The sequence below is a fragment of the Vibrio sp. D404a genome (genome assembly GCF_030248535.1).
Lineage (GTDB): Bacteria > Pseudomonadota > Gammaproteobacteria > Enterobacterales > Vibrionaceae > Vibrio.
This window is the reverse complement of sequence record NZ_JAHGAJ010000005.1, coordinates 209153-234514: the sequence shown is the minus strand read 5'-3', so window position 1 is coordinate 234514 and position 25362 is coordinate 209153. Positions and strand designations below refer to the sequence as shown.

General features: G+C 44.9%; 22 protein-coding genes. 7 read left to right on the top strand and 15 right to left on the bottom strand.

Features of this window, described 5'->3' with window-relative positions:
- Window positions 1-213: 213 nt before the first annotated feature.
- The gene (locus tag KI655_RS03840) at window positions 214-1773 is read right to left on the bottom strand and encodes a methyl-accepting chemotaxis protein (RefSeq protein ID WP_285401886.1); all 1560 of its coding nucleotides are present in this window, start codon (window positions 1771-1773) and stop codon (window positions 214-216) included.
- A 363-nt stretch (window positions 1774-2136) separates the two neighbouring features.
- Here KI655_RS03840 and KI655_RS03835 point away from each other — a divergent pair, with 363 nt between their 5' ends.
- From KI655_RS03835 to KI655_RS03825, 3 genes are all read left to right on the top strand, one after another.
- Window positions 2137-3045, top strand: a complete 909-nt coding sequence (locus KI655_RS03835; protein ID WP_285401884.1) for a LysR family transcriptional regulator — start codon at window positions 2137-2139, stop codon at window positions 3043-3045.
- A gap of 153 nt (window positions 3046-3198) precedes the next feature.
- Window positions 3199-3714 (top strand): hypothetical protein, encoded by a 516-nt coding sequence (locus KI655_RS03830; protein ID WP_285401882.1) that lies wholly within the window; start codon window positions 3199-3201, stop codon window positions 3712-3714.
- Window positions 3715-3771: 57 nt separating this feature from the next.
- Window positions 3772-4503 carry a hypothetical protein gene (locus KI655_RS03825; RefSeq protein WP_285401880.1) on the top strand — a complete coding sequence of 244 codons (732 nt, stop codon included), beginning with the start codon at window positions 3772-3774 and terminating at the stop codon, window positions 4501-4503.
- A gap of 202 nt (window positions 4504-4705) precedes the next feature.
- Here the strand turns inward: KI655_RS03825 and KI655_RS03820 are convergent, their stop codons facing one another.
- From KI655_RS03820 to KI655_RS03795, 6 genes are all read right to left on the bottom strand, one after another.
- On the bottom strand, window positions 4706-5182 hold the full coding sequence (locus KI655_RS03820; RefSeq protein ID WP_285401878.1) for a prepilin-type N-terminal cleavage/methylation domain-containing protein: 477 nt from the start codon (window positions 5180-5182) through the stop codon (window positions 4706-4708).
- Between the two features lie 139 nt (window positions 5183-5321).
- Entirely contained in the window at window positions 5322-6170 is an 849-nt protein-coding gene (gene napH / locus KI655_RS03815; protein WP_285401876.1) for a quinol dehydrogenase ferredoxin subunit NapH, read from the bottom strand.
- Window positions 6170-6949: a ferredoxin-type protein NapG gene (gene napG, locus KI655_RS03810; RefSeq protein ID WP_285401875.1), complete on the bottom strand. Its 780-nt coding sequence runs from the start codon at window positions 6947-6949 to the stop codon at window positions 6170-6172. The genes napH and napG overlap by 1 nt, the downstream gene beginning before the upstream one ends.
- Window positions 6950-7212: 263 nt before the next feature.
- Window positions 7213-7596, bottom strand: a complete 384-nt coding sequence (locus KI655_RS03805; protein ID WP_285401873.1) for a DUF4345 domain-containing protein — start codon at window positions 7594-7596, stop codon at window positions 7213-7215.
- A gap of 77 nt (window positions 7597-7673) precedes the next feature.
- Window positions 7674-8057 (bottom strand): VanZ family protein, encoded by a 384-nt coding sequence (locus tag KI655_RS03800; RefSeq protein ID WP_285401871.1) that lies wholly within the window; start codon window positions 8055-8057, stop codon window positions 7674-7676.
- A 556-nt stretch (window positions 8058-8613) separates the two neighbouring features.
- The gene (locus tag KI655_RS03795; RefSeq protein WP_285402010.1) at window positions 8614-9657 is read right to left on the bottom strand and encodes a GMP reductase; all 1044 of its coding nucleotides are present in this window, start codon (window positions 9655-9657) and stop codon (window positions 8614-8616) included.
- 597 nt (window positions 9658-10254) lie between these two features.
- On the opposite strand from KI655_RS03795, the gene KI655_RS03790 reads away from it, so the two are divergent.
- Together KI655_RS03790 and KI655_RS03785 are read left to right on the top strand one after the other, a co-directional pair.
- Window positions 10255-10797 (top strand): outer membrane beta-barrel protein, encoded by a 543-nt coding sequence (locus KI655_RS03790; RefSeq protein WP_285401869.1) that lies wholly within the window; start codon window positions 10255-10257, stop codon window positions 10795-10797.
- Window positions 10798-11000: 203 nt separating this feature from the next.
- Window positions 11001-11585 (top strand): outer membrane beta-barrel protein, encoded by a 585-nt coding sequence (locus KI655_RS03785; RefSeq protein ID WP_306416273.1) that lies wholly within the window; start codon window positions 11001-11003, stop codon window positions 11583-11585.
- A 111-nt stretch (window positions 11586-11696) separates the two neighbouring features.
- Here the strand turns inward: KI655_RS03785 and KI655_RS03780 are convergent, their stop codons facing one another.
- From KI655_RS03780 to KI655_RS03765, 4 genes are all read right to left on the bottom strand, one after another.
- Window positions 11697-12131, bottom strand: coding sequence for a PAS domain-containing protein (locus KI655_RS03780; protein ID WP_285401866.1), 435 nt, complete (start codon window positions 12129-12131; stop codon window positions 11697-11699).
- 2 nt (window positions 12132-12133) lie between these two features.
- Window positions 12134-13138 (bottom strand): response regulator, encoded by a 1005-nt coding sequence (locus KI655_RS03775; RefSeq protein WP_285401865.1) that lies wholly within the window; start codon window positions 13136-13138, stop codon window positions 12134-12136.
- A gap of 272 nt (window positions 13139-13410) precedes the next feature.
- The gene (locus tag KI655_RS03770; protein WP_261905181.1) at window positions 13411-13656 is read right to left on the bottom strand and encodes a hypothetical protein; all 246 of its coding nucleotides are present in this window, start codon (window positions 13654-13656) and stop codon (window positions 13411-13413) included.
- A gap of 91 nt (window positions 13657-13747) precedes the next feature.
- On the bottom strand, window positions 13748-15097 hold the full coding sequence (locus KI655_RS03765) for an MATE family efflux transporter (protein WP_285401864.1): 1350 nt from the start codon (window positions 15095-15097) through the stop codon (window positions 13748-13750).
- A 101-nt stretch (window positions 15098-15198) separates the two neighbouring features.
- On the opposite strand from KI655_RS03765, the gene KI655_RS03760 reads away from it, so the two are divergent.
- Window positions 15199-16149 carry a LysR family transcriptional regulator gene (locus KI655_RS03760; protein WP_285401862.1) on the top strand — a complete coding sequence of 317 codons (951 nt, stop codon included), beginning with the start codon at window positions 15199-15201 and terminating at the stop codon, window positions 16147-16149.
- Window positions 16150-16253: 104 nt separating this feature from the next.
- Here the strand turns inward: KI655_RS03760 and KI655_RS03755 are convergent, their stop codons facing one another.
- Window positions 16254-18380 (bottom strand): methyl-accepting chemotaxis protein, encoded by a 2127-nt coding sequence (locus KI655_RS03755; protein ID WP_285401861.1) that lies wholly within the window; start codon window positions 18378-18380, stop codon window positions 16254-16256.
- 434 nt (window positions 18381-18814) lie between these two features.
- Between KI655_RS03755 and KI655_RS03750 the strand changes: the two genes are divergently transcribed.
- Complete coding sequence (locus tag KI655_RS03750) at window positions 18815-20362, top strand: PAS domain-containing methyl-accepting chemotaxis protein (RefSeq protein ID WP_285401859.1); 1548 nt, start codon at window positions 18815-18817, stop codon at window positions 20360-20362.
- 86 nt (window positions 20363-20448) lie between these two features.
- On the opposite strand, the gene KI655_RS03745 is transcribed toward KI655_RS03750, so the two are convergent.
- From KI655_RS03745 to KI655_RS03735, 3 genes are all read right to left on the bottom strand, one after another.
- Complete coding sequence (locus KI655_RS03745; protein ID WP_285401858.1) at window positions 20449-21054, bottom strand: HAD family phosphatase; 606 nt, start codon at window positions 21052-21054, stop codon at window positions 20449-20451.
- 36 nt (window positions 21055-21090) lie between these two features.
- Window positions 21091-21840, bottom strand: a complete 750-nt coding sequence (locus KI655_RS03740; RefSeq protein WP_285401856.1) for a lipopolysaccharide kinase InaA family protein — start codon at window positions 21838-21840, stop codon at window positions 21091-21093.
- A 107-nt stretch (window positions 21841-21947) separates the two neighbouring features.
- Window positions 21948-25361, bottom strand: a complete 3414-nt coding sequence (locus KI655_RS03735; RefSeq protein WP_285401854.1) for a type VI secretion protein IcmF/TssM N-terminal domain-containing protein — start codon at window positions 25359-25361, stop codon at window positions 21948-21950.
- Window position 25362: the final 1 nt, after the last annotated feature.

Genomic DNA, 25362 nt, shown 5'->3' with positions numbered 1-25362 from the left:
ACTTAGGTTAATTTAGTTACCTATCATTCAAATTGAGCACAGTCTACGACATAAAAAAGCGCCCAAAGCTCATCACTTTGGGCGCTTTAATCACTTTACCGCTGGCTCGTCAGTTGCCACTCTTTCAGCAAGCAGCGCTTATTTAGCGAAGAGCACTGATTTAGCAAAGAACGCTGATCTAGCAAAGAGCGTTGGCATGCTGCTGATAAAGAGCTATCGACGAACATTGAACGCCGCAATGGCCGCCTTTAAATCTGATGTTTGCTGACTCACGATCTCAGTTGAACGCGTATTGTCAGACACACCTTCAACGTTGGCGGTAGTGGTGTCTCGAATCACAATAATGTTTTGTGCCACTTCGCCACACACCATACTCTGCTCTTCAACCGCTGCGGCTATCTGCGTGCTGCTATCAAGAATATGCTGCATCTCTACCATCACGGCTTCTATCTGTTGATACGCCACTTGTGAAGACTCAACGCTTACTGTGCCCTTACTGCGACAGCCTTTCATAGTTGTAACGACAGCTTGAGTTTGGCTTTGAACCGAAGTGATGATGCTTGAAATCTCTTCAGTGGAAGCTTGGGTTCGGCTTGCCAAGGTACGAACTTCATCAGCAACCACCGCAAATCCTCTGCCCTGCTCACCGGCACGCGCAGCCTCAATCGCCGCATTGAGCGCCAACAGATTGGTCTGTTCAGCAATCTCATGAATCACACCAATTACAGAGCTGATTTGAGAAGACAGCTCTGAAAGTCTTTCTATCTCCTGTTCCGCTGATTCCAAATCACCAGAGAGCTCGCCGACAGTTTGTTTGGTCGAAGCAATCTCAGTTAACCCTTGCTGCGCAACGTCATAACCTTTTTGGGTATTGCCCGCCGCGTTCTCTGTGGTTGCTGCCACCTCTTTAATGGTCTCGCCCATTTCAGTAATCGCTGTCGCCACACTGTCTGTTTCGAGTTGCTGCTGTTGCAGAGATAACTCCGTCTCATGGCTATTGGCTTTCAGCTGAACCGAGACTGCACCTAAATTATCTACACTGCTTTGAACTTGAGTAATGAGCACCTCAATACTCGCAAGAAGTTTATTAACCCCTTGCGCAATTTCACCGATTTCATCGCCTGACTCCTCATTAGCTCGAAGAGTAAGATCGTGATTAAGCGCCACTTCACTCGTGATCTGATTGAGGCTAGATATGGTGGTTTGAATGCTTCGGATGAGTAAGTAAGAGAGCAATGACAGCGCGATCACCACAAAGGATAACGACAACAAAATAAATTGGTTGATCGAAGCTTGCTCTGACTCAATTTCTTGCTCAAATTGGTGCTCTACCCTTTTGAAAATATTATAGATATCGTCATAGAGATAATTCGCTCTAGCTATGATAGCGGCACTGCTTTCTGCATCGACACCATACACTTTTAGGAGCTCATCAAAGCCTTGTTTATATTGAGTAATCTCTGTCAGCAGTTTGGGCATATCATCAACGACGATATCGAGTGCTTTTAAATCCGCCAACAAAAGATCGGAAAGCCCATTAAAGTGCTTGTATTCGTTTGCGAATTGCTGCGATAGCGAACTGTCAGACGAATTTAAGAACTGCAATTCGATCTGTTTTAACTCTTGAAGCGATATTTCTAGATCTTTTACTTCAATGAGCGTTTTTTCTAACTTAATGAGCTTTAAGTTACTGATTTCAGTGATTAACACAATAACAATAAGTGCACTAATCGCTAGGCCAGTAAGGCCATATAGCTTATGTTTTATTTTCATAGGGCAATTCCAGAACAACAACACCATCAGAAGCCGTTATATATTTATTATTTGCTTCCGCAGACACCCTAACCAACTGTTATTATCTTATAAAATTCTTGTTACATTTAATCAAAGCTTTTATTAAAAACATCTGCCTCACAAATGAGACAATCAGGATAAACGTACAAAAACCCTCCAAAAATTCACTATACCGTTTTAAACACAATAAAAACTGCGAGCGATCTCACCAAAATAATCATTAACAATCTTGACTCATTCAATCTTGATTTTTGTATCTTAACCTCTTGCTGACAGGCGGAATCTATTATTTCATCTATGCTTAATAACAATCAGAAATAATAAATTCAGGTCGTTATAACCATGAGAAATAGCGATATTGCCAAGTTGAGAGGGCTCGACTTCAATTTGCTCAAAACCCTGTCCGTATTACTTGAACACAAACACGTTTCTAAGAGCGCAGACTTACTGTTTTTGTCGCAGCCTGCGGTAAGTAAACAGCTCACTCGCTTAAGAACGATGTTTAACGACCCTTTGTTGGTCAGATCGGGTAACAACCAACTTCTTACCCCTAAAGCTGAACGTATTAAGCCGCAAGTAGAGGCTTTATGTGAGCAAGTAAAACAACTTGTGGTCCCAGACGAGCTCAACCTAAAAGAAGTCGATGCGAGCGTGAGTATCATCTTCTCTGACTATGGCAGCCCACATTGGATATCAACACTACTGCGCGAGCTGCATAAAGAAGCACCCAATGTCACTGTCGTGTGCAAAGAGTGGAGCCGAGATAACATCAATCAGCTCGAAAAGGGGGAAATCAACCTCGCCCTTGGCCCAATCATCGGATCTGGCTCCCGTTGTGAGAGTATTAAGTTTGGTGCGGTAACCACTTCATTCATCGCCAGAAATGACCATCCTCTCTTTGACGACGTTAAAGAGCCACCACCCTTCTCTCAGTTCCCTGTGATCCGCATTTCCGGCTCAACCCAGTACCAGCATATCTACAACACGATTCTTCCCGATAATCCGGTTATGCTCGATCAAGCCAGTATGTGGCTGGCACTTGATACGCTTCAATACTCAAATGCCGTACTGATTGGCCCAACACGCGTAATGAAACTGTTGTCGGAAACTGAAGGCTATCGCTGCCAAACTCTCGAACAGGTCCCTGAGATCGATATATGTATGAGCTGGACCGCAGGCCTTACTAATGATCTCTTCTATAAATGGCTCATCGACAAAATGATCAAGATAGGAAAACAGATCGTTTCATGACCTTGCTGTATCGCTATAACTCCAAGTTATTCCCCGTATGAAAACCGACCATTTCTAACTCCGCACACCTTTTGGCATTCTTTGTTTCGTCCCGAGACGGCGGTGAAGTCACCCACTCCATCGCTTCTCACTCTTGATTAGAGGAGTCGAAATTTGAGCCAACTACGTCGCGCTATCAAAGTCATCGCCTGTTCTGCCATCGCGCTAGGCAGCCTTTTGCCCCATTCAGTTGCAGCAGAAGAGTGGATACCACAGCACATTGATAGTGTCTCTTTTGGTGGTTCGTTTGAAGGAAATTCAAAAGACATGTATTTCGGCTTTACCCGCTACAAGCAAGGTGGCGTGGGAATTGGCGCAGAAGCAGCCATCTACCGTTATGACCATGAGAGTAGCGTTCAAGACTACTCATCAAGGTACACGGAAAGAGATTTATCCCTAACGCTCCCTGTGGCAGCCACTGACAAGGTGTATATCACCCCCGCTTTAGGTGTTCGTCAGATCAAGAACAGCTACGAATTCAAAGGGGAAGAAGCCGACGACACACAATATGAAGCGCTCTACGGACTAGACCTGACTTACATGCTCGACAACGTGAGCATTACTGTCGGTGCAGACAAATCGAAGAGCTCTGACTGGTCAATCACTTATGGATTGGGCGTTTCATTTTAATTACTGGGGTAAATCCCAAAACAAAATATTCAAGTATCAATACTTTACGAGGTTCTCATGAAAAACGTACTAAAACTAACCGCTGTTGCTTTAATGGTGTCTCTTGCTGCTGGTTGTAGCTCTTCTGGTAGCTCAGGCGGCGGTGACACTGCACCACAGTTTGACGGTGACTTAGGTTTCAACAACCCAGGTTTTGAGAACATCGATCCAGGTTACGGCGCAGATGCTCCAGATGGCGATCAAACACCAGATCTCGGTTTCGATTTCGGTTACGTTTACATTCCTGATATCGGTGAAGAGGTGCCTGTACCAACTCATCCAATTATGGGCACACCTGACAACCCAATCGAAATCGATATCAACAACCCAGATAGCAAAATGGCGGCAGTTAAAGAGCGTTCAGACGACAATGAAACCCTATACTCAGTCTACATTGGCCAAATTCGTGTCGGTGAAATCATCATCAACGATGAAGGCATCTCAATCGAAGCACTGCATAGCGATAAAACGATTACCGCCGTTAAAAATACTGACGAAGATTCTTGGCAAGTTCGTGGTAACGACGGTAACGTAAAAGGCGATGTGAAGCGTCTAGAAGATGGCACATGGTTGATTCGTGAAGAGATCACACGAGAGGTATACGTCTCAGTGATCAAAGATGGTGAGCGTATCTTTGTTCCTGTAAGCGAAGTTAAAGGCGCACTGAAAAGCAAATTAAAAACAAACAACCCAGCACGTGCAAACCTACATAAGATTCAAACACTAAAAGCACGTCCTAAATTAGGCTAACAAGGTCTCACGCTAGGTTGACGCAAAGGCTTGGCAAATGATTCTGCATAAAAAAGGCTCGATACCTATTTTGGTATCGAGCCTTTTTGTCATTTGGTCGCCAGTACATACAAGTGACGACAATCAACAACCCATAAAGGAAGACTGCGTTGATGTCGCGATTAAGTTTTGTTGCTCTCTTAGTGCTAAGTTCTCTTTCGCTTTAGCATTCAGAATCAACTAACGTGGTATTTGTCTTGCCATATTTAGCACCACCTGAACTTGTGGAGCGAGATATAACAATAGCGCACCTTCTTGTTCTTACCTCTTTGTTGTATGTAATACCTTTAGGAAAAACATAGAGGGTCTTCATTTGCGATTGCGCATTCGGCTCAACCACTGTGTACCCATCGGTAACCATCATGTTATTAAGGTTCTCGACGGTTAGGTCAATATAGCCATCAAGTATGGTCACGCCATTAACGATGCTGACACCTTTATGATCTTCAAGCCCTTCGATCATTACCTCTGCTGAGACCACTGCTTCTGCGGCTATGAAGGCACCTTCGAATGCCTCAAGTGAGGCTCGCCTTGCATCGCCCTCAATATCAAGAAAGCGTGGCGCGGCTGTGACGGCCAGTACCCCAATAACGATAAGCACAACAATTAGCTCAATAAGTGTGAAACCTTTACTTCTCAACGTACGCCCCAATATACAAATTCACTGGAATGACATACGGATTTTATAAGTTAATATGCGCCTTGTATCGTTACATTTTTTTACATATTTAATTAGTTTTTCTAACTCATTGAGATTTCAGCCGAATCATCCAACCCTGTCACTGCTCATCATCTAATCGACTCTTAAACTCAAACACCTTTTCTGGACACACATCGACACAGCGACCGCAACTGATGCAGTTTTGAGACATTACTCGTCTATCCCCTTCTTTCAAAGGCTGACGCAGAATCTCTGGCTCAGGGCAAACATAAAAACAATCCATACACTTGTCGCAATCTTCTCTTCTGACTGCTTTGACACGTATTACGCTCTTACTCCCAATCACGCCATACATAGCCCCAAGTGGGCACAAGTGACCACACCAACCGTGCTCGACGAGCAGTAAGTCGACGACGAAGACTAAGGCTATGAGAACCCACCCCGCGCCCATTCCAAACACTAACCCTCGGTGCAATGTCGCAACAGGATCGAGCCACGCCCATAAAACCGTGCCAGTGACCGCACTTCCAACCAGCAAGACACCGATTAACCAGTAACGGATTTGCGGCGACCAGCGGTAACTGGCCTTTAAACCCATTTTTCTGCGAAGCCAAGCAGCAGCATCCGTGACGATATTCATTGGGCACACCCAGCCACAGAAAATCCGAGGTGCGACAACCAAATAGAACGCAATCACAATCCCGGCACCAGCCAACACGGTCAGCTCAGGAATATGCCCCGCAGCAATAGTCTGCATGACGATCAATGGATCGCTCAGAGGGACTGTGCCCAATAACAAGCTGGATGAAAGATTCCCTTGTAGGATCCCCCAAGTTGGGCCGGCGATAAAGCAGACCATAACCGCGATTTGGCATGCTCGTCTTAGGATTAAAAAACGGTGTGCTCGCCACCAACCAAGCGTCTCAACTGCCTCTTTACCTGCGTTCTTCGCCAGATTCTTAGCCATTATAATTTCCCCTTCTTCAAGGAGTTTAAAGACTCAAGGGCATCGGTTGGGATCACGTCCTCGACTGGCGCATTATTTAAGTCTCTGTCGACCTCTTCCCAGCCTAATTGATAATGCTCACCCAACTTGCCCATAGCTAAATTGGTCGGAATCACTTTAATCGCAGACACATCAAGAACGCACGCCTGTTCACACTTACCACAGCCAGTACAAGCATCAGAGTGAACCGTTGGTATCAATTTAGCGTGGTAACCGGTTCGATCATTACGAACGTGCTCCAACGTGATCGCTTTGTCTATTAACGGACACACTCGATAACACACATCGCAGCGCAAACCGCGCCAGTTCAAACAGTTTTCATGATCAATCAACACTGCTGTGCCCATACGTGCATCATCAATATCTTTGAGCAAAGGATCTAAGGCTCCCGTTGGGCACTCCACAACACACGGGATGTCTTCGCACATCTCACAAGGAATTTCACGAGCATTAAAGTAAGGGGTTCCGGAAGGAAGTGGCGAAAGCAACGTCGCTAGCTTTAAAGTGTCGTAAGGGCAAGCTTGAACGCATAAACCACACCTTACACAGGCCGATTCAAACGCTTCACCTTCTAATGCACCCGGTGGCCTTACTGGCAGGCCGGTAGTATCTCGCGCTTTGCTTTGCATGGATTGTAGCCCGAGCACGGTAGCCGCAGCTCCAACTCCAGCGGCAGTTCTAGCGGTGTCGCGTAGAAAACGGCGGCGACCTTCAGAGAATTTTGGTTTTGATGACTTCATATACCACCCACTACGAACAAAGCTCTGACAACTCCTGCTCGCTATTAATTGCTATCCATAGACCTTTCCTACGAGCCCACTCAGTGAAAAGCTCATAGTCAGTAATCGTTGGTAATTGGGTTATCTATAAAGGATGGTATGAAAAAGCCATTGACTCAAATCAATGGCTCACAATTAATACACAAAAGTAGTAGGGATATTTGTTAGCAAGATCACTTAAGCTATTCAAAAATCTAAAAGAAAGCACTAGTAACCAGAAAAGACTAACCTTTAATCTTGTCTTTGTTTCTCAGCACTAAAGCAAGAGCGCCAAACAACAGCTCCCCAGCCAAGTATAAATACATAACGAGGTTCGCTTCACCGTCATTCCAAAGACCGACTAATCTTCCAAACGCCATTGCTAACAAAACGACAGCAACGAAAATCAATCCAAGCTCGACATCGTCTTTCAGCTTTACCACCAGCAACATCATCAAGCCAATCGATAGCTGAGCACCACCATATGTCGCTCTAAGGTCTATCACAGCGGAGGCCGTATTCAGATCTGCTCCTGTGATCCAATAAACCATTCCCGTTGGAAGCAAAAGAAACAAACCACCATAAACCATGAAGAAAACAGCGGTGGCATAAACCAGTAATTTCGACATCTCTAATCCTTTAGTTACCGCGATATCACCTATATTCGATTTAAAATACTAGCCGACCCACAGTGAGCTCACACAACTTATTGGTATGTTTCTTCTCGTTTTTTGTCATCCATCGGAAAGGCAAGGTTCACGACTTTTGCCAACAAAATCCCACACGCAACACCACCTGCGTTTGCTGCTAAATCCAACCACTCACCGTAACGGTTCACATAGGGCTGAATAATCTCGATTGCACCACTCCACGCAATAAAGAAAAATGCAATCAACAGCCAGTTCTTTGGTCTTGCCAGTGCAACCGAGAATGTTAACGCGGCATAGGCGATAAAGTGATGCGTTTTATCCGTCCCCGGCACTGGTGGAAGGCTAGGAGCCGGAAGAAGAGAAAGAATGGTGATAGCAGCCAAAACCAATAAGGTAAGTGCTAACCAATATTTTTGAATTAAAGCGATCAAGCGACGCATATTTATCCTTACTTACCGAGGGTATCAATACCGAAAAATATAAAGTATTGAATCATATTTAGTATTAAACCTGACTGCAATTGTCCATTTCGATTGAACAGCTAGCAGGAAATAAAAAATTCTTTAAAAACAACAACCTTGACATTTCATTTGGTCATCAGTAAGAATCCACACAGATAAAATTTGTTACTGAAAGATAAATGATACATAAAACATGCAAATGCATTCTAATCGCTTTAATCGTTTTTGGTTTGAGTTACCTGACAACGTTATTGTTAACAGCAAATCAATATTTCGGCTTTGTGGAATATAGTGCTGGAATCAACTCTGGCTTTGTCAGCTTTTATTCTATTACTACCATTGCTCTTATTAACTACTTTGTAAGTAAACGTGGTTTAAGCTAAACCTTACTTTCAAATCGAAGTACTCGTAGTGTTCCCCGAAAAACTCGTAACTCTCTAATAATCAACCTAGATCTCACTATCGCGATTTCCAGACAAAAAAAGAGCCGCTAAAAAGCGACTCTTGATTTTCAAACTATTCGAATTCGTTCAGATTACTCTTTACCGAATACGTTGTTCTCTTGCTCTTGTACACGAATGAAAGTTGTACGCTTAGTTAGCTCTTTAAGCTTTGCTGCGCCTACGTATGTACAAGTTGAACGTACACCACCAAGGATGTCAGAGATAGTGCCGTGAACAGAACCACGGAACGGAAGTAAAACAGTTTTACCTTCAGCTGCGCGGTACTTAGCAACACCACCTGAGTGCTTGTCCATAGCAGACTGTGAAGACATTCCATAGAACTTCATGAATTGCTTACCGTCTTGCTCAACAACTTCACCGCCTGACTCTTCGTGGCCTGCTAGCATACCGCCTAGCATTACGAAGTCAGCACCACCGCCGAACGCTTTAGATACGTCACCAGCACATGAACAGCCACCGTCACCGATGATCATGCCACCAAGGCCGTGCGCAGCATCACCACACTCGATGATTGCAGAAAGTTGAGGGTAACCTACACCCGTTTTAACACGTGTAGTACAAACTGAACCTGGACCGATACCAACTTTAACGATGTCAGCACCTGCTAGGATTAGCTCTTCAACCATGTCACCTGTTACAACGTTACCTGCAGAGATAACTTTGTCTGGGAATTCAGCACGTACTTTTTGTACGTACTCAACTAGGTGCTCTGAGTAGCCGTTAGCGATATCAATACAGATAAATACGAAGTCTTCGCTAAGCGCCATGATTTGCTTAGTTTTTTCAAACTCAGCTTCAGATGTACCTGTTGAAACAAATACGTTGTTCAGTGTTTTCTTGTCAGCTGTTTTTGCGAACTCAGCCCACTGCTCTACTGTGTAGTGCTTGTGTACTGCTGTCATTACATCGTGCTCTGCTAGAGCCGCTGCCATTTCGAAACTTGCTACCGAATCCATGTTGGCTGCAATTACTGGTACACCAGACCATTGACGACCGCTATGCTTGAATGTAAACTCGCGGGTTAATTCAACTTGAGAACGGCTTTTAAGAGTAGAACGCTTCGGGCGGAATAGTACATCTTTGAAGCCTAACTTAAGTTCTTGTTCGATACGCATGATAATTTGTCCTGTAATCATATTACGTGTCGTGCGTTTTCGGTAAGCGTTGGCAGACGCTTTACTGAGTTTCGGACACAAAAAAACCGGAGCGTTGGCAGACGCTCCGGTTTTCAGCATTATAGGTCGTGATTTATTAACAGCAAGTCTGATATTTCATTTTTTTTTATGCTATCCTCCCAAAGATTCCATATCCGAATTCCTCTCTGCTTTCCTATTTTTCAACTATTTACTTAGATATTAGCAACTTAAGCGAACAGCGTGACGCAAACTTACGCAACATTTGCGCAAACGTTTTCCAGCCCATAGATGGTGATTTGCTGATTTGTTTGTATTTCTGCGAGAAAAGGGCGTCCTATCGCTCACTTTTCACCCTTCCAGTTCAGCCAATAAATCAAAAAAATCGTGATATTTCCTATTTAAACGCCGAAAAAAACACCGTCACGAATAACTCCATGCTGTCGCAGAGATCAAATGCTGGCACTCAATCCACAATTGTTGCGAGCCAAACCGTTTAAAATAAGGTATAAGTTGCTTATTAGAAGCGCTCTTCTCTCATAAAAAGGGCGCATTAAATGGCTTACAAGGAAGTTAGTTATGAAGAAAACTCTCCCTCTACTTGCCCTTTTGTGTATCAGTGGCTCTGCTTTGGCACAAAATGGTCCCGGTTCTTTCTATACCAATTTGGGTGCGACCGCGATTTCAGACGGTTCAGATTCCGAAACCGCCTACTTTGCACAGCTCGGTTACAACTATTATCTGTCTCCTATGGTGTCAGTCGATTTGAGTTTTGGTCATACGGCGACACTCGATAGCACGGTATCATCGGAATCAGATGGCTTTGCCTCAAAATACAACTCTTACAGTGCAGGTTTAAAACTGGAACAGAACTTTGGCGGGTTTAACTTATACGGCTCAGGTGGCGCGAGCTACATTGACTCCGAAACGACTCGATGGGATGCGGTCAACAGTGTGTCCAAGACTACAACCGACAGCAGTGTGCAGCCTTATGCGAGTACTGGTATCACATTCGCACTACTAGGGTCTCCGCTGATTCTTGATACAGGTATTAGCTACCAATGGCTACCGAGCGGCGAAGGTGCAGCTTCTGTTTATGGCGGGGCTTACCTGAGCTTCTAAAACCAGCAACGCATCTTACCTATTGTTTATTTGGTTTATGTGGTGGCTAGCTGGTTAGCTGCCACATAATATCTACGAGTAACACGCCCCTCCTCATCTATTACCCTCTGAACTCACTTTCTCGTCTGGTTTTACCATTCAATTTTCTCAATCGATCAAATGGAATGATATTCCATATATGATATAGTTCATCGTACCATTAAATGATAAAAATGAGTTTAGCCATGCCAACAATCTTCAAAACTGTTTTATGCGGTGCTCTTACTGCACTCTGTTTTAATGTTCATGCTGCCAAAGTGCCCTTGGAGTATTCCTTTGATATTGGTATGTCAAACATCACAAAAGATGGCGAGAGCTTAACGGGTGTTACATCTCGTGGTCGACTGAACTACTACTTCACCCCATTTATCGCCCTCGACCTAAGCTATACCGACACACTTTCTATTTCAGGGGACATCCATGACAACGCCAACAACACGGTGACGACCATGGAATACAAAGCGATAAGCACAGGTGTGAAGATTAACCAACCAGTGAATAAACTGATCAACCTTTATGCTGCAGCTGGCGGGGCCTACTCGACAGTAGATGAGCAAATTGAAGATCTTGGTACGAATACCAAAACCAAAGACTCGGATTCAAGTATCAAGCCCTACGCCAATGTGGGGGTTAGCATGAATAGTCCGTGGCAGAAGGGGCTTCAATTCTCTGTCGACTATACCTATCAGCCATTAGCGCTGGATTACACCGCAAGCTACTTCTCTGTGGGTGTTCATTACGGATTCTAGAGGCGCTGCTATTAGCTCTGTAAAGCTCTCTTAAATAAGAACGCAAAAGGCACGCTAAACAGCGTGCCTTTATCATTTACTATCATCAGATAGAGTCAGTCGAAATCTCTACTATTGAGTCGCCACCAGCGCTTCTGCCGTCGCGTCTTGAATAGAAAGAAACAGTGACGTTACTTGCCCTGTTGGAGAACGCATTGGGTTCAGCGTGACGTTTTGGTACATAAAGTCCGCTTGCTGCGTCACAGGGCGCACGTTACGACACTTAAACAAATATGGACGCTGTTGCCATGTGATAAAGCTGCGACAACCAAGATCATAAACAGGCTTAGTTTTTAATCGAAACCACTCTTCTGGTATCTCTGGGAACAGTTCGAAGATCGACTTACCAATTGCATCGTGTGACTGCTTGCCACTGTGATGCGTCATAAAACCATTCCAAACTTGCACGTTGAAATCACGGTCAATCACAACAAGTCCCATGTCGACATTTTGAACCATATCGACCATCCAATGGAATTGCTCAAACTCTGCTGGTAACTGAAGCATAATTAGAAATCCTCCATTAGATAAGCCAGCTTGTTATCAAGCAATGGCAATGATTCGTCAACAAACATGAACAATAGGTCGCACCGAATCGACGTACCTTCGATGTTGTAGCTCACCTCAAATGTCATGGTCTTCTTGAATGAGCCACTGGTGTTAGCAATAACAGAATCAATAGGAATATGCTGACCAAGCAGCACAGGCGAGCTTTGGAAGAAACGCACTTCAGACTGTTCGCCCAACCCATTAAGGAAAGAACCGACAAGAATATTAGAGACATCCATCAGCAGCTCTAACTCTTCAAGCTCTTCGCTGTCTGTTGGTACCTTCATTAGCTTCTTTAGGTCATTTACGCTGGAATCACTCAGTAACACGAGCGCTTCACCTGCGATACCTTCACCACTAAAGCCTTGGCAAACCCCCGACACTTGGTCGTTGTCAGCCAGATCACGCAATGCCATATGAAGTTCACTCACTTCAAAGATATTCACGTTAGGTAGCGGTAAGTGAACAAACACATCAAAGTGACGTGCCAGTGCGTCTGCCGCTCGGCCGATCGCCACGTTCGCAACTTCCATGTAGATATCGCGTCTACGCAGAATAGGCAGCTCTAATGGCGCTGGTGTGACTAATTGCGGTTGTTTTGGTGGCTCAACCAACTCACGCAAGATCGCCTTAAGCGCGTCTTGATCAATAGGTTTTTGTAAGAAGGCTTTCGCCCCAAGCTCCATCACCTTTTGTTTAGCTTTTGGCTGAATATCGCCAGAGACAACCACAACAGGCGTCGTGTTGCCCAAGCGTTGCATCTCTTCTAATGTTCCATAACCATCCAACTCTGGCATGGTCAGGTCGAGGAACATGAGTTTAAATTGTTTACTCGCTAATTCTTCGAGCGCATTCAATCCATGCACAGCAAAAGTAATGTCAGCATTTAATGACGGCGGTAAAGAGCGCGCCATCTGTTTGCGGGCTAAGGCAGAATCATCACATATAAGAACTGGGAACGACATTAATGTACCACCAACGATTGAAGCGAATATGAGCGAGTGTAACAGATTCTTATAGTATCAGGTACGGGGGGAATACATTAATATGGTGATTATTGACTAAGTAAATACAAGTTTCTTCTATGTTTGAGAAGTGGAGATATGCAGTCAGAAACCCTTAATAACAAAGGGTTTCTTAATAAATGCTCGAAGATTATCCAAATAACCCATCACATCAACGGCGTTTAATAAATCTAGCCGCCAAATGCTCAACAGAGATGAACAAGAGGACTTAGTTATAGCTGGTAACTTGGCCATAAAATGAGTAAAGCAAAACGCAGAATCACAGCGAAAACCAACAGCGCAATGCCCAAACGGTACCACTTATATTCAGACACGCTCATTGGAATACGCTTATAAAACATGGTAATTACACCTTTCCAGTCGGAACTGCGCTTCCCATATTGCATTACGCTTGTCAGTACAAAAAGAGCCCCAAGTACCAACATCCCTTTCTCGGCCCAAAACAACCCTACTTCCATTTGTACAACCTCTTTCCTTGGATTATCACTACAGTGTAATCAGCTTAGGCGCGGGTTTCTGTACGACAATGGTCTAAGTTATACAAGGTGATCAATGTGCCAATTGCGCTGAACAATCCAGGTTGCGCTGCTTTCTGATCTCAACCATGAGTTGGATAAGCAATAAGATACCCGTGACACCAAGGCCAATACCAATGCCGCACCAAATGCCGGCCAGCTGGTAGTCAGGCATTAAATACCATGCAGCAGGCAGACCGAACACCCAGTAGCCGATTGCTGTCATTACCGTTGGCATCGATACAATCTTCATTCCGCGCAGTAGATTAATTGCCAATAGCTGCCATGCATCAACAATAAAGCACAGAGCGACCACCCAAATTACCGAAGTGAGCAGAGTCGACATGGTGTCTGTTCCGTCATCAAGCTGGAACAGCGCAGCAATCGCTTCTGGCCATGCAATGAAAACTGCACAAAGTACCAAGCTCAGTAGCGACACCAAAATGAAGCTCTGAATCGACGTCTTCTTAATGCCTTCAATATTGCCTGCACCAAAGTCACGACCGACCAATATCGCCGCGGCTTGCGAGAAACCAAAGTTGAAATTCCACGTAAAGCTCAAGCATTGAAGTAGGATCTGATGCAATGCCAGCGAGGCAATACTGATAGTCCCCGCCATTAAGGTGCCACCGTAGATAAGACCGTGCTCCAAAATCGCAGCGACCGAAATAGGTAAACCCATCAACAACAGTGGCGTCATCAGCTTAATCGAGTACTCTTCCAAATGAAGCCAAGGGGCGAACGGCTTGAACTCATCACGCCGGAATACCCAAAACGTATAGCCCATCATCACGACGAACGCCGAAATCGCAGTGCCTAGCCCAAGTCCCGTCAATCCCATATTGAGTTCGAAAGCCATGAAATAGCTCACCGGAACATTCAAAACCACGGTCGCGATAGACATGATTAAAATTGAGCGGACCTTACCAAATGCGCTAGTCAAACCGCGTAAGACTAGCAGCAACAGAGATGGCAGCATCACCCATTTCAATGCGTGAACATACTCCATGGCTAAGGTGATCACTTCTGGTGGTTGTTTTGCCATTTCTAGCACTTGAGGGGCAAACCAGAAACCAGACATCAATAAGATGCTCATTGCAAACGAGAGCATGACTGCGCCTTTTACGGCCAAGCGGATCTGTTGATTACCAAAGTCTGGGCGCGCGACTCTTTGTCCATAAGCAATCGCGATCAAGTTAGCGACACAGCCCACAGTGCTGCCCGCAATCAGAAAGATGAAGAAGTAAATTGAAGCACCCAGACCACCTGCAGCCAATGCCGAAACACTGATGCGCGACATCATCCACACATCGGTAAGCACCAATGCCATTGATATTAATTGTGAAATGATGAGCGGGAATGCAAGTTCTAATATTTTTTTCATGGGAGCCTCTTGAGATTCCCACAAACCCTAAGGCTTTTAAGAGTGGCGTTCAATTGATATATCTGCCACTCTTACATTCCAAAAACTCATGCGAGCGTTTTATGACCCCATATCCAAACCTGCCCTATTCACACAATGGACTGCGAGCATTTGAATCTGTTGCGCGACTGATGAGCTTTACTCTAGCCGCCGACGAGCTCAATGTGACGCAGAGCGCCGTTAGCCGACAGGTAAAACAGTTGGAAGATGAGCTAGAAACGTCTTTGGTTCGTCGTAAACATCGCGCGATAGAACTGACACCGCAAGGCAATGAGTTGTATCTCGCACTGCGTGAAGGATATAGCAACATCGAATCGGTGCTCGCGAGTTGGAAAGAGCCTAAGCAGAAGAGGATCGTGATAAAGGCAGCGTTAAGTTATGCCACACGAGTATTGATCGCCAAAGTCAGACAACTCAACGAACGATACCCAGAGTATGAGATCGTGATCATTCCTGTTATCGAAGAGGACGAAGCGCTCAACTACACCGATTACGATTTATTGGTCTTCCACACTCAGTTGAAGAACCATTACGACAACAAACCCGGTATCCGAGTATTGCGTGAAGAGTTTATGGCACCGGTTTGCTCACAGAGCTTGGTGACTGATGACCTTGATTTAGATTCAATCCTAACCTTGCCAAGGTTGCACCCTACTCTCGACCATACTGACTGGAAGACTTGGTTATCCGATGTGGCGTACCCACCGACAACGGCTGTCAGAAATACCAGCTTCCTCTCCCTTGATCTCGCATTGAATGCCTGTCTTTCCGGGCAAGGGGTGACGGTGACCGATCTGCTGTTGATCATTCCAGAGTTAGAGCGCGGATTTTTGTACTGCCCGCCAAACGCGAAGATCCAACACAGTGCATGGACCTATTACCTGCATCAAAACACTAAGAGTGCCGTCATCGATGACCTAATTGAATGGCTTGTTAAAGAGAACGAAAACGAGCTGACCAAACTGAAAAGCCTTGCTCAGCAGAATGCTTGGTATGGTGTGATAGAGAAATAATAACAAAAACGCCCACAAGCTAACATCATGAACAATGATGTACCTTGTGGGCGAGAGTAAGTCGAACTGTTTTGTCGAGTTATAAATGTGTGCAGTGATAGGTTTTAAGCGACTTTCTTACTCACCTCAAAACGACCAATCAGCTGTTCGAGACGACCCAGCGCATTGCCCATGAGTGTAACGCGGCGAGCAAGTTGCTGAGTTGAGCCTTGCAGATCAGAGATCGAACGCTGCGCTTTGTCTGCTGTGTGACCGTTCTCTTGGCTATTTTCATCCAGCTTAGACATGGTCGCAAACAGCTCAGCAACCGCAGCCCGCATCTGCTCACTACGAGCACTGGAGTCCACCATCAAGTTGCCTCGGCTAACGTTCTCTACGCCTTGTTCCATCGACGCGACCGCACTACGTGACTTCGTATGAAGCTCCTTCATTAATTCGCCAATATGATTGGCTGCTTGTGAAGTACGGTCAGCTAAGGTTCTCACTTCCGATGCCACCACAGAGAAACCACGCCCATGCTCACCCGCCCTTGCCGATTCTATTGCAGCGTTCAGTGCTAAAAGATTTGTTTGCGCAGTAATGTCTGTGATGATGTCGATGATATCCGAGACTTTACTCATCTCATTGTTCACCTCATTCACACTGGTTGCAGAGCTCTCAACAATGTTGCGCACCGACTCCATGCCTTGAGCCGCTTGTTTGTACTCTTCTTCTGCGCTCTCAACTGCATGCTTCATGACCGTGTCCATCTGAGTCGCTGAAACCGTAGCATTGGTGATTTCACTCTGTTGATGCTGACTCAGTTCTAGCATGTTATGCAGTGAATGTGATGCATCTTCACTCGCCTGATTCATCACGACGCTGCGTCTAAACATCGACTCAGAAACCTGACGCACTTCGCTACTGGCGTGGATCAGTTCACTAATAATGCCATCAAGATTATCGATGAAACTGTTGGTCCAACGCCCTAAGCTACCAAGTTCGTCACTACTGAAGGTACTAGGGTCGAGTCGGCGACTCAGATTGCCATCGCCCTCCGCTAGCGTCTGCATCACCATGGTCATCTTAGCCATCTTGTTCACCAAAGGTTTAGCACTCACCGCACGAAACAGGCCAAGGCTCAATAACATACATAACGACATTAAACCTGCTTGAATCAGAGGCGAGAGATCAAACATATGGGTAAGCAAGAGTGGTAAGAAAAGGGTAAAGAGCATGCTGCCGACAAAATGTTTAGATAGGGTGTAGCTTAGGCTGCGGTCTCGATACACCTCTTCCAAGTCAGACTCACACATCATACCGAATTTATCCGGTGATCCATCGAGTTGAAAAGTCACGCCCTTGCCAATCACAGGAATGTGTCGGTAATCGGAATAGCCCGGGTACTCAACAAAGACATTGTTGCCTTTCTTTATCGTCTCTCTTACTCCTGGGTGCAGTTGCTTGGTGGCAGGATCGGTAAAGCGAATTTCAAATTCAGTGTGATGCTGAACCTTAACAACACCCCAATCCGTGTTAATACCCTGCTTTAAGTTTTCACCATGAGAAAACGTATTGTCTTCAAATCGAGAGCGCGATAAAGCAACCCCGGCTTCAATGCGTGGATCATGATTCGACTCCACCATAAATATGTAGTTATCACCCGACTCGCTATAAATGTGCCCCGCTTCACGTTGGATAATATCGCTAATTACATCATTCGGAACACGGCCACATAGACACAAAGGTTTACCGTCTTCACGAGAAAACGGCACATAAAACATGAGCGTCACTTGGTCATGAAATGACGAGCTAGAAGCGCCAACCGATAGTGTACGATCATCTACATACGGGCCATGCAAGTAACGCTTATTTAGCCCCTCTGAGAGGGCTTTTGGGTCGGTAAGGGTATAACCCACATGATTGCTGAAACTGGATGCCTGCGCGATGCCTCTTTCATCGACAACTGCTAACTCTGAAATATCGGGGCTGCGATTCAAGAGCCTTTGCAGCGTTTCCGTTGTTTGTTCTTCCGTTCTACTAGCAACATACAGCGCTGCATCTTCGAGAAAATCCCATTGGTTTTTTACCCAATTATTTAATAGCTGTACTCGTGTCTCTGCAATACTTTCAAACGTTTGTTCTAGCTCCCTCGTTCGAGTGCGATTTAAAAAGCACGCTTTCTTCATCGCGATCTTGCCCGTTGAGCCAAACCATTTAAGCCAATGACGTTCCTGATCCGTAAGGTTCATCTACATTCCTTTGTTTTGTTTTACATCTTTCAAAAGCAAAGCAATTTATAGACCATATGCAAAAGAAGGGAATTATCGACTTGTATGATTAAATTACATACAAATCAATCGATTATGCTGGCCAATTTAGTGCAACTCGATCACCAATATGGTGCATCACCAAAAATCTCATCCTAAATTAGTAAGAAAAAACAACTCAAAGATTGAAACATTGATTCCATTTTTATGCCTAATAAATGTCATTTAATGGATTAACTTCACAGCTAACTTATCTAGATTTTATTTGTATTGATTAGTATCAAACCATATTGAATTTTAATTGATTAAAAAATGACTGACGTCAATTTATTGATAAGGCATCATTTTGACACCTATAAGATAATACGCGCCTTATAAAACTATAAATTCTTATAACAAATACAAGGCAGTACGTAATGAACAATCATGATGAACGAGTTCGCTTTTCAGATACGGATAGTCTTATTTCGACCACCACGCCAGAAAGTAATATTACTTATTGTAATGAAGACTTTTACCACGTTGCTGGCTACAACGAACAAGAGTTGTTAGGCCAACCTCACAACCTTATTCGCCACCAAGACATGCCCAAAGCAGCATTCGCTCAGCTTTGGGAGTACATCCAATCGGGGAACAGTTGGATGGGTTTGGTGAAGAACAAGTGTAAGGACAAAGGCCACTATTGGGTCTCTGCATTTGTTACACCCATTCGAAATTCGGATGGCTCCGTTCACGAATACCAATCGGTGAGAACACAACCCACTGACAGCCAAATTGAGCGAGCTAAAGCGCTGTATGCTCAAATGCACGCTGGTAAGGTCAAAACTCGAAGAATGCGCTGGTTGGTCAGCTCATATGTTCTCCTTGGCTTACAAACCTTACTTGGACTCGCGCTTATCACCGGATTGGTGCCGACGACTGCTGCTGCGATTGCACTGCTGGTGAGTGTCGCGGCTCAAGCAGGCTGCGCAGCCATGTTTAAACAACGGTTATCCACTCTTCATAAGCTCGCCAAAGAGCAATACCACAACCCAGTTATGGAGAAGCCTTACACAGGTTATTGTGACGATCTATCACCCATCGAACTGGCGATGCAGATGAAAAAAGCAGAATTACGCGCGGTTACCTCACGCGCTTGTGAAACCTCAACCGATCTGATCGATTCAGCGAAGCAGGAGCTTGCCAATCGCCAGAGCATTGATCACGAGCTGGAAGAGCAAGATATCGCAACCGATGCGATGGCAGTCTCTGCAGAGGAGATGTTGGCGTCCATAGACGAAGTCGCGCACCAAGCCAAACAGAGCGCTGAGTTTGCCATTAATGCACAAAGCCAAGCTCAGAAAGGAGCAAATACAGTTGAAGAAGCCGCACACACTGTCCATGAACTTAGTGAACACCTTACTGGCTCTAAATCTGCGCTTGAGCAGCTGTATAATGATGTAGATGGTATTGAGGCGATCTTATCTATGATTCAAGGTATCGCCGAGCAGACCAACCTACTCGCGCTCAATGCAGCGATTGAAGCGGCACGCGCAGGTGAACAAGGGCGCGGATTCGCAGTGGTTGCGGATGAAGTTCGAGCACTCTCTGGCAAGACAAGCTCTTCAGTAGAGGAGATACGCTCTCGTATTGAGATCCTACAGAACACAGTGAATCAAACCGGTCGCTTTATCGAGGAAGGTATTCACTCCTCAGAAGTATGTGTTGAGAAATCACAGCAGAGTAAAGCGTCTTTCGAGGCTATTGTGGAAGATCTGGTATCAATAAACGAGCAGAGCGCTCAAACCTCTCAAGCGATTGAGGAACAAGTACAAGTGACTCACGGTATCAATGATCACGTTGTCCGAATTAAGCAAGCGAGTATCCAAACCCGTGAGCTTTCTTCAACATCTGTTAGACGTGCAGAATCCCTTGCGACTCACCTACAAAGCCTCAAACGCTTGGTGAATCAGTTTAATCACTAAGTTCAAATCCGAAAAAATTAAAGGCTGATGTCCAAATGAACACCAGCCTTTGTTGTTTCTACTGGGTAACAAGTTTAAACAACGAGCTAGAAATCTAATCCCATTGCTTTCAATTCTTGTTCACATTGATGTGCGTCTTTGAATTGAATAGCAGCCATGCCTTCTTTTTCAGCGCCTTCTACGTTGTAAGGCATATCATCGAGGAAAACAGTTTCTTCCGCTTTCAATTGGTTGGTAGTAAGCAGAGATTGATAGATCTCAGGTTGAGGTTTGAGTAAGCCCAACTCTGCAGAGACAGTCGCCCCTTCAAACAGCGGCCAGAAATCGTAGGTCTCTTTTAAATGGGACACGATTTCATGCACGTTATCTGTTAGCGCATAGACATGATACCCCGCCCCCTTAATACGCTTAAGTAGATCAACAGAGCCGTATATCAAAAGCTGTGTTTGCTTAACGTAGTAAAACAGTTTGTCACACTCTAATTCCGACAAGCCAATCGTATCTTGATACTGCTGTTTGGCTTGCTGCTCAGAAAGATGTCCTTTATTAAGCGCTAACCAAGTCTCGGATTGAAACACGGCACGAGCTCGTTGCTCTAAGTCGTCTATTTCACCAAATGTCAGACGAGCAATCTCCAACGGTGCCCATCGAACCAACACATTCCCGACGTCAAACACGACATTCTTAATCACGCGAAACTCCTTTAAAGCGACCTAATCTTATGACCTCTAGATTAAATCTTTAATCACACTGTCGATATGACGCTGGACACTTTCTTGAGTTAATTTAGGCAGCAGTGCCCAAGTTTCGTGTTGCGACAAACCCAGAAAAAAATCAATCGCTTGTGAGCTGCCTAAACCAATAGGAAGTGTGTTTACTGGAACGCCAATTAACAAAGCAATCGTGATCAGACTTGCGTAGCTATCACAGACAGGATGCGCTTCTCGCTGGCGTCGCTGGGAAGAAGCGTTGTTCGGGTAAACATAACTTGGTGAATACTGCTCTACACCGCGCTCTTGCCAGCTATCACCTACTCGGCGAGCGTTCGAGAAATCAATGAAAGATAGGATGTTTTGCTCAGATAAAAGAATGTTCGACGGCTTGATATCGCCATGCACAAAACCACAACGGTGCAGCTCTTCTAACTCACTCAACAACTGGTCAATGATACTTGAGATAACATCAATATCATTCAACTTATCTTGATGAAGCAAATCAGAAAGTGATTGTCCTTCGATATAATTGGTGAGCAGCGCAGCGCGGTTTCCATCCCGATAAAAATCAAGACTGCGCTGGGTAGATAGCCCTTGGCTATTAAGACGTGAAAGCCACAGCGCTTCCCGTTGTAGCATCATGGTATCAATCAGAGTCTCCGAATATTTAGCCCTGACACGGCCCAGCTCAGAATCAAAACAGAACTGGTTTCGATGTTCGTTTAAAGCTCCATTGGATACCGTTTTATTTGTCGGGTTAGACATTTCAATACTGGTCAAAGACCCGAGCGATATTGTCTTATCCGTGCTGGGATAAGTTGCGTTAAGCGTTTGACAACAAAACTGCGCTAGCCACTGTGGATGTTCAATCGTTATAGCCACGTTGGGAATCCTAAATTATTGAAGAGATCAGGCTCGAAAGGTTGTCCTATACCATCACGTTTCACCTCAAGATTCACTTCGCCATTAGTCGAATGGTAACGCCACAATATTTCGTTACTGCCAACTTGAGTAGAGCCTTTCATTTTCTCAGCCACTCTAAACCAGCTCCAAACTCCTGAGAATTTCTCTCGCTGCACGACACCATCGGTATCTCGGGTCATTACTGAGATGTCTTGCATTTGGTTAGCCGGAATCGGCCAACTTTGAGTACGCCACAACTTCGGACCATTCTGATATTCGAAGAATTTAAGGTTAGCCTCAAGCGCGAAACGCGTTAACGATGGTGACATTTCCACAGCCTTGATAGAGAAGTTAAATCCAAGATCTTTGCCCGTAAACAGCTGTTTTTGGATTCGCTCGACCGAATCACTAAATGATGGATACTGCCAAGAGAGAGATAAATACTGATGCGGTATAAACCCATTCAGATAGATTTCTCGGCTGATGGTCATATCCAAGTGACTCGCGTACTTCTTAGAAAACTGATCAAACTCCCCTTCAGGTTTAAAAAACGCCTCAAAGTCCGACAGCAACACATCCGTATTGGCGTTGTGCTTAATAGGATAATGGTTAGCTAGACGGGTCAAATAGAAGTGAGTCACCTTCGACCAATCTTCATTGATCACTTCACGAACCGCATCGAGCGCCAAACCATTAATCAGTGTTGCTTGGGAGTCCATTAGCTCGGGCAACAGAGGAACGTTGTAATCATCCGCCAAAAGGTGCAAACGTGCGATTGGATTACTTGAATCCGCATTCTCCAACTGTTCTAAGAAGTAATGCCCTTTCGATTGAATCTCTTTCGATTTGTTCACCCAATCTCGCAATGCTGTCAGGTTGGTCAGTGCGATATCCAGTGAGCTTTGACCCGTTTGGTTAGCTTGAATCACACCGTGAATGTGTCGGAATGGGTAAGTGATCGACTCTGCCACCCGCTCCATCGCAGACCCATTATTGGATTGCAGCGGAGAGGCCTCATCGGCTTGCTGACCTTCTTTCTGTTGCTCCGCTTTCTGCTGCTCTTTGTTCTCCATTGTGCTCTTGATGAGATTGGTATTGGTGCTTACAACAGAATAGAACTGAGTGATTGGTGAGAAGTTCGCATCCGTCACCAAATCCAACTGCTGCTCACTTCCGCCCCAACTAGATACTTCCGTCAGCTGAACATTTGAAACAAACGTATTCCAATACTGGATATAGTCTTTGATATAGCGTTCACGCAGTTGACGGTTGATGCGATTCATCTCTGCTTCACCGTTGATGCGCCCCATCACGCCCTCATAAGCCGTAATCGCTTCAGAGGCCAGCTGGAAGCCAGTTTCATTGCTTAAATCTTGAAAACCATCGCGTGTAAACGCATAAGGGATCAGGTAGCCACTAAAATCAGCATTGAACGTAAACACTTGCTCATAAACTGGATTCAGGCTCTTTCGCATATCCACACGGCGCGCAAAGTCGCGGTGCTGCAGAATATGCTGATAAAGCAATTCACTAACATCATCCGTCGATAAGGATTTACGCACTAAACCGAGCAGTTGCTCGTCAAATGCTGGCGGGATTGCCGATGTACTCAGCGCATCTTCTGCCAGCAATTTAAAGCGTTTGATAAGACTAGCATCACCGCTGCCCTCTTCATTCAAGGCATCAATATAGTAGTTTACCAACGAGGCCGAGGAGTGACGTGCTGGGTTGTATAAGATCTGCTGCAGGTTAAGCAGTTCAAGTGTTTTTACTTTGTCATCCAACGAGTTATAGACAAACATATCTTTCATGATGTAGTCACGCATCAAGGTCAATAACTCTGAGTTCAACTCACCAAAGTAAGCATCATGAACATAACCAGAGATACTAGAGCTAGGTAACCAGCTTGAGACATACCAAGGGTGATGTTTTTCATCATAAAGCTGCACTATTTCTCTCAGTTCATACAAGCTGAATACCGGCGATGCTAAGTCATCAGGTTGAATAGCGTTCTTCTCTAGATTCTCTTTGTAACGATCCAGCATCGTCAGCGCTTTATTATCGATTTCCTGCTGATAATCAAAGCCGGCTTTAATGGTCGCGACAAAACCAACAAACAGGAGCACCAGACCACAAGAGACAACCCAACGTGTGGTTCGATAGGTGATTTCACGTTTCTTGTTAAACCCAACCAAAGGCGCTTCTTTTAAGACACAACTTCTAAACAGACCTTTACCAAACAAACTCAAGCTTTTCGATTGCGTATGAATATTGGAAAGGGTTTCAAACCCAAGTTCAGACGCGTGCATTGTGCTGATGATGTCGACGTTTTCGCTCTCCCCACCTACATTAACAAAGAAGTAGCCACGGAAGAATAGGTCGATCTCATCGAATTGATGTTGATTGAAAGTGAGAGAGAGAAAGTCTTCAACATCATAACGAATGGCCGAGAGCTGATAGATGCCGACCAAAGCTGAGTCTCGATAGTCAGCGTTCAACTGACCTTTCAATGAAGAGCTTAAAGAGTTAGTCAAAGAGTGACTGAGCGCCTCAAATGACTCATCAAACCAAGCTTTATCGTATTCCTTACTCTCTTCAACGTCTCGCAACGCACCAAACGGCAACTCACGCTCACTCTCTTCCAATGGCGAGAATAGCTCACACAGGTCCTGAACTTGTGACATATGAGTAAAAGTACAATAAGTCGGCAGTGTTAAGCCTACCGCTTTATTGAGGTCCTCCAGAACCGAGCGATACTTCTGACTCAACTCACTGACTGCAATTTCAGTGCTGTTGATCAGCTTACCCAGGTCCACGGCGCACAACACACCATTGAATGCTTGTCTTGAACGTTTAGATAGAATCAACGCCACCAGAGTATTGATGCTCTTCTGCATACATTCTTTCGGATGAAGGAGATCAATGGTTGCGATAATGACGTCATCAGATGCCCAAAAGCGAACGGCAACTAAGTCTTCAGGTAGGTTATCCGCTGGCTCAATCGCCTCAAATCCCATCTGTTGTAGCCAGAGTTGATCGTTTTCGACGTCTTCCGTTAAATGCACATACCAAGGGATCAGGTATGGATTTGCACTAAGGCGAGAATGCTTGCGCCAAACATGATTAAAAGTGCGCTGGATTTCCTCTTCACGCCACTCTTCACGTTTCTTCGCATCTTCATCAACTGGTGGGCGTCTTAGTCGAGAATAGATCAGAGCTCCAATCCCTACTGCCACTAATACAAGCGCAATAATCTGTACGACTACTGCCCAAACTGGCTCAAGCCAATACCAATCTAATAACCACAGACCACCAACCAATAAACTCGTCACAAGCAGTGAAAGCAAAATGGCAAAAGTGAGCGCTTTTTTCTTACTTATCATT

Coding starts and splice junctions, on each gene's coding strand:
- KI655_RS03840 (WP_285401886.1), bottom strand. CDS start 1,773: ATGAAAATAAAACATAAGCTATATGGCCTTACTGGCCTAGCGATTAGT.
- KI655_RS03835 (WP_285401884.1), top strand. CDS start 2,137: ATGAGAAATAGCGATATTGCCAAGTTGAGAGGGCTCGACTTCAATTTG.
- KI655_RS03825 (WP_285401880.1), top strand. CDS start 3,772: ATGAAAAACGTACTAAAACTAACCGCTGTTGCTTTAATGGTGTCTCTT.
- napH (WP_285401876.1), bottom strand. CDS start 6,170: ATGGCTAAGAATCTGGCGAAGAACGCAGGTAAAGAGGCAGTTGAGACG.
- napG (WP_285401875.1), bottom strand. CDS start 6,949: ATGAAGTCATCAAAACCAAAATTCTCTGAAGGTCGCCGCCGTTTTCTA.
- KI655_RS03805 (WP_285401873.1), bottom strand. CDS start 7,596: ATGTCGAAATTACTGGTTTATGCCACCGCTGTTTTCTTCATGGTTTAT.
- KI655_RS03800 (WP_285401871.1), bottom strand. CDS start 8,057: ATGCGTCGCTTGATCGCTTTAATTCAAAAATATTGGTTAGCACTTACC.
- KI655_RS03795 (WP_285402010.1), bottom strand. CDS start 9,657: ATGCGTATCGAACAAGAACTTAAGTTAGGCTTCAAAGATGTACTATTC.
- KI655_RS03790 (WP_285401869.1), top strand. CDS start 10,255: ATGAAGAAAACTCTCCCTCTACTTGCCCTTTTGTGTATCAGTGGCTCT.
- KI655_RS03785 (WP_306416273.1), top strand. CDS start 11,001: ATGATAAAAATGAGTTTAGCCATGCCAACAATCTTCAAAACTGTTTTA.
- KI655_RS03780 (WP_285401866.1), bottom strand. CDS start 12,131: ATGCTTCAGTTACCAGCAGAGTTTGAGCAATTCCATTGGATGGTCGAT.
- KI655_RS03775 (WP_285401865.1), bottom strand. CDS start 13,138: ATGTCGTTCCCAGTTCTTATATGTGATGATTCTGCCTTAGCCCGCAAA.
- KI655_RS03770 (WP_261905181.1), bottom strand. CDS start 13,656: ATGGAAGTAGGGTTGTTTTGGGCCGAGAAAGGGATGTTGGTACTTGGG.
- KI655_RS03765 (WP_285401864.1), bottom strand. CDS start 15,097: ATGAAAAAAATATTAGAACTTGCATTCCCGCTCATCATTTCACAATTA.
- KI655_RS03760 (WP_285401862.1), top strand. CDS start 15,199: ATGACCCCATATCCAAACCTGCCCTATTCACACAATGGACTGCGAGCA.
- KI655_RS03755 (WP_285401861.1), bottom strand. CDS start 18,380: ATGAACCTTACGGATCAGGAACGTCATTGGCTTAAATGGTTTGGCTCA.
- KI655_RS03750 (WP_285401859.1), top strand. CDS start 18,815: ATGAACAATCATGATGAACGAGTTCGCTTTTCAGATACGGATAGTCTT.
- KI655_RS03740 (WP_285401856.1), bottom strand. CDS start 21,840: ATGTCTAACCCGACAAATAAAACGGTATCCAATGGAGCTTTAAACGAA.
- KI655_RS03735 (WP_285401854.1), bottom strand. CDS start 25,361: ATGATAAGTAAGAAAAAAGCGCTCACTTTTGCCATTTTGCTTTCACTG.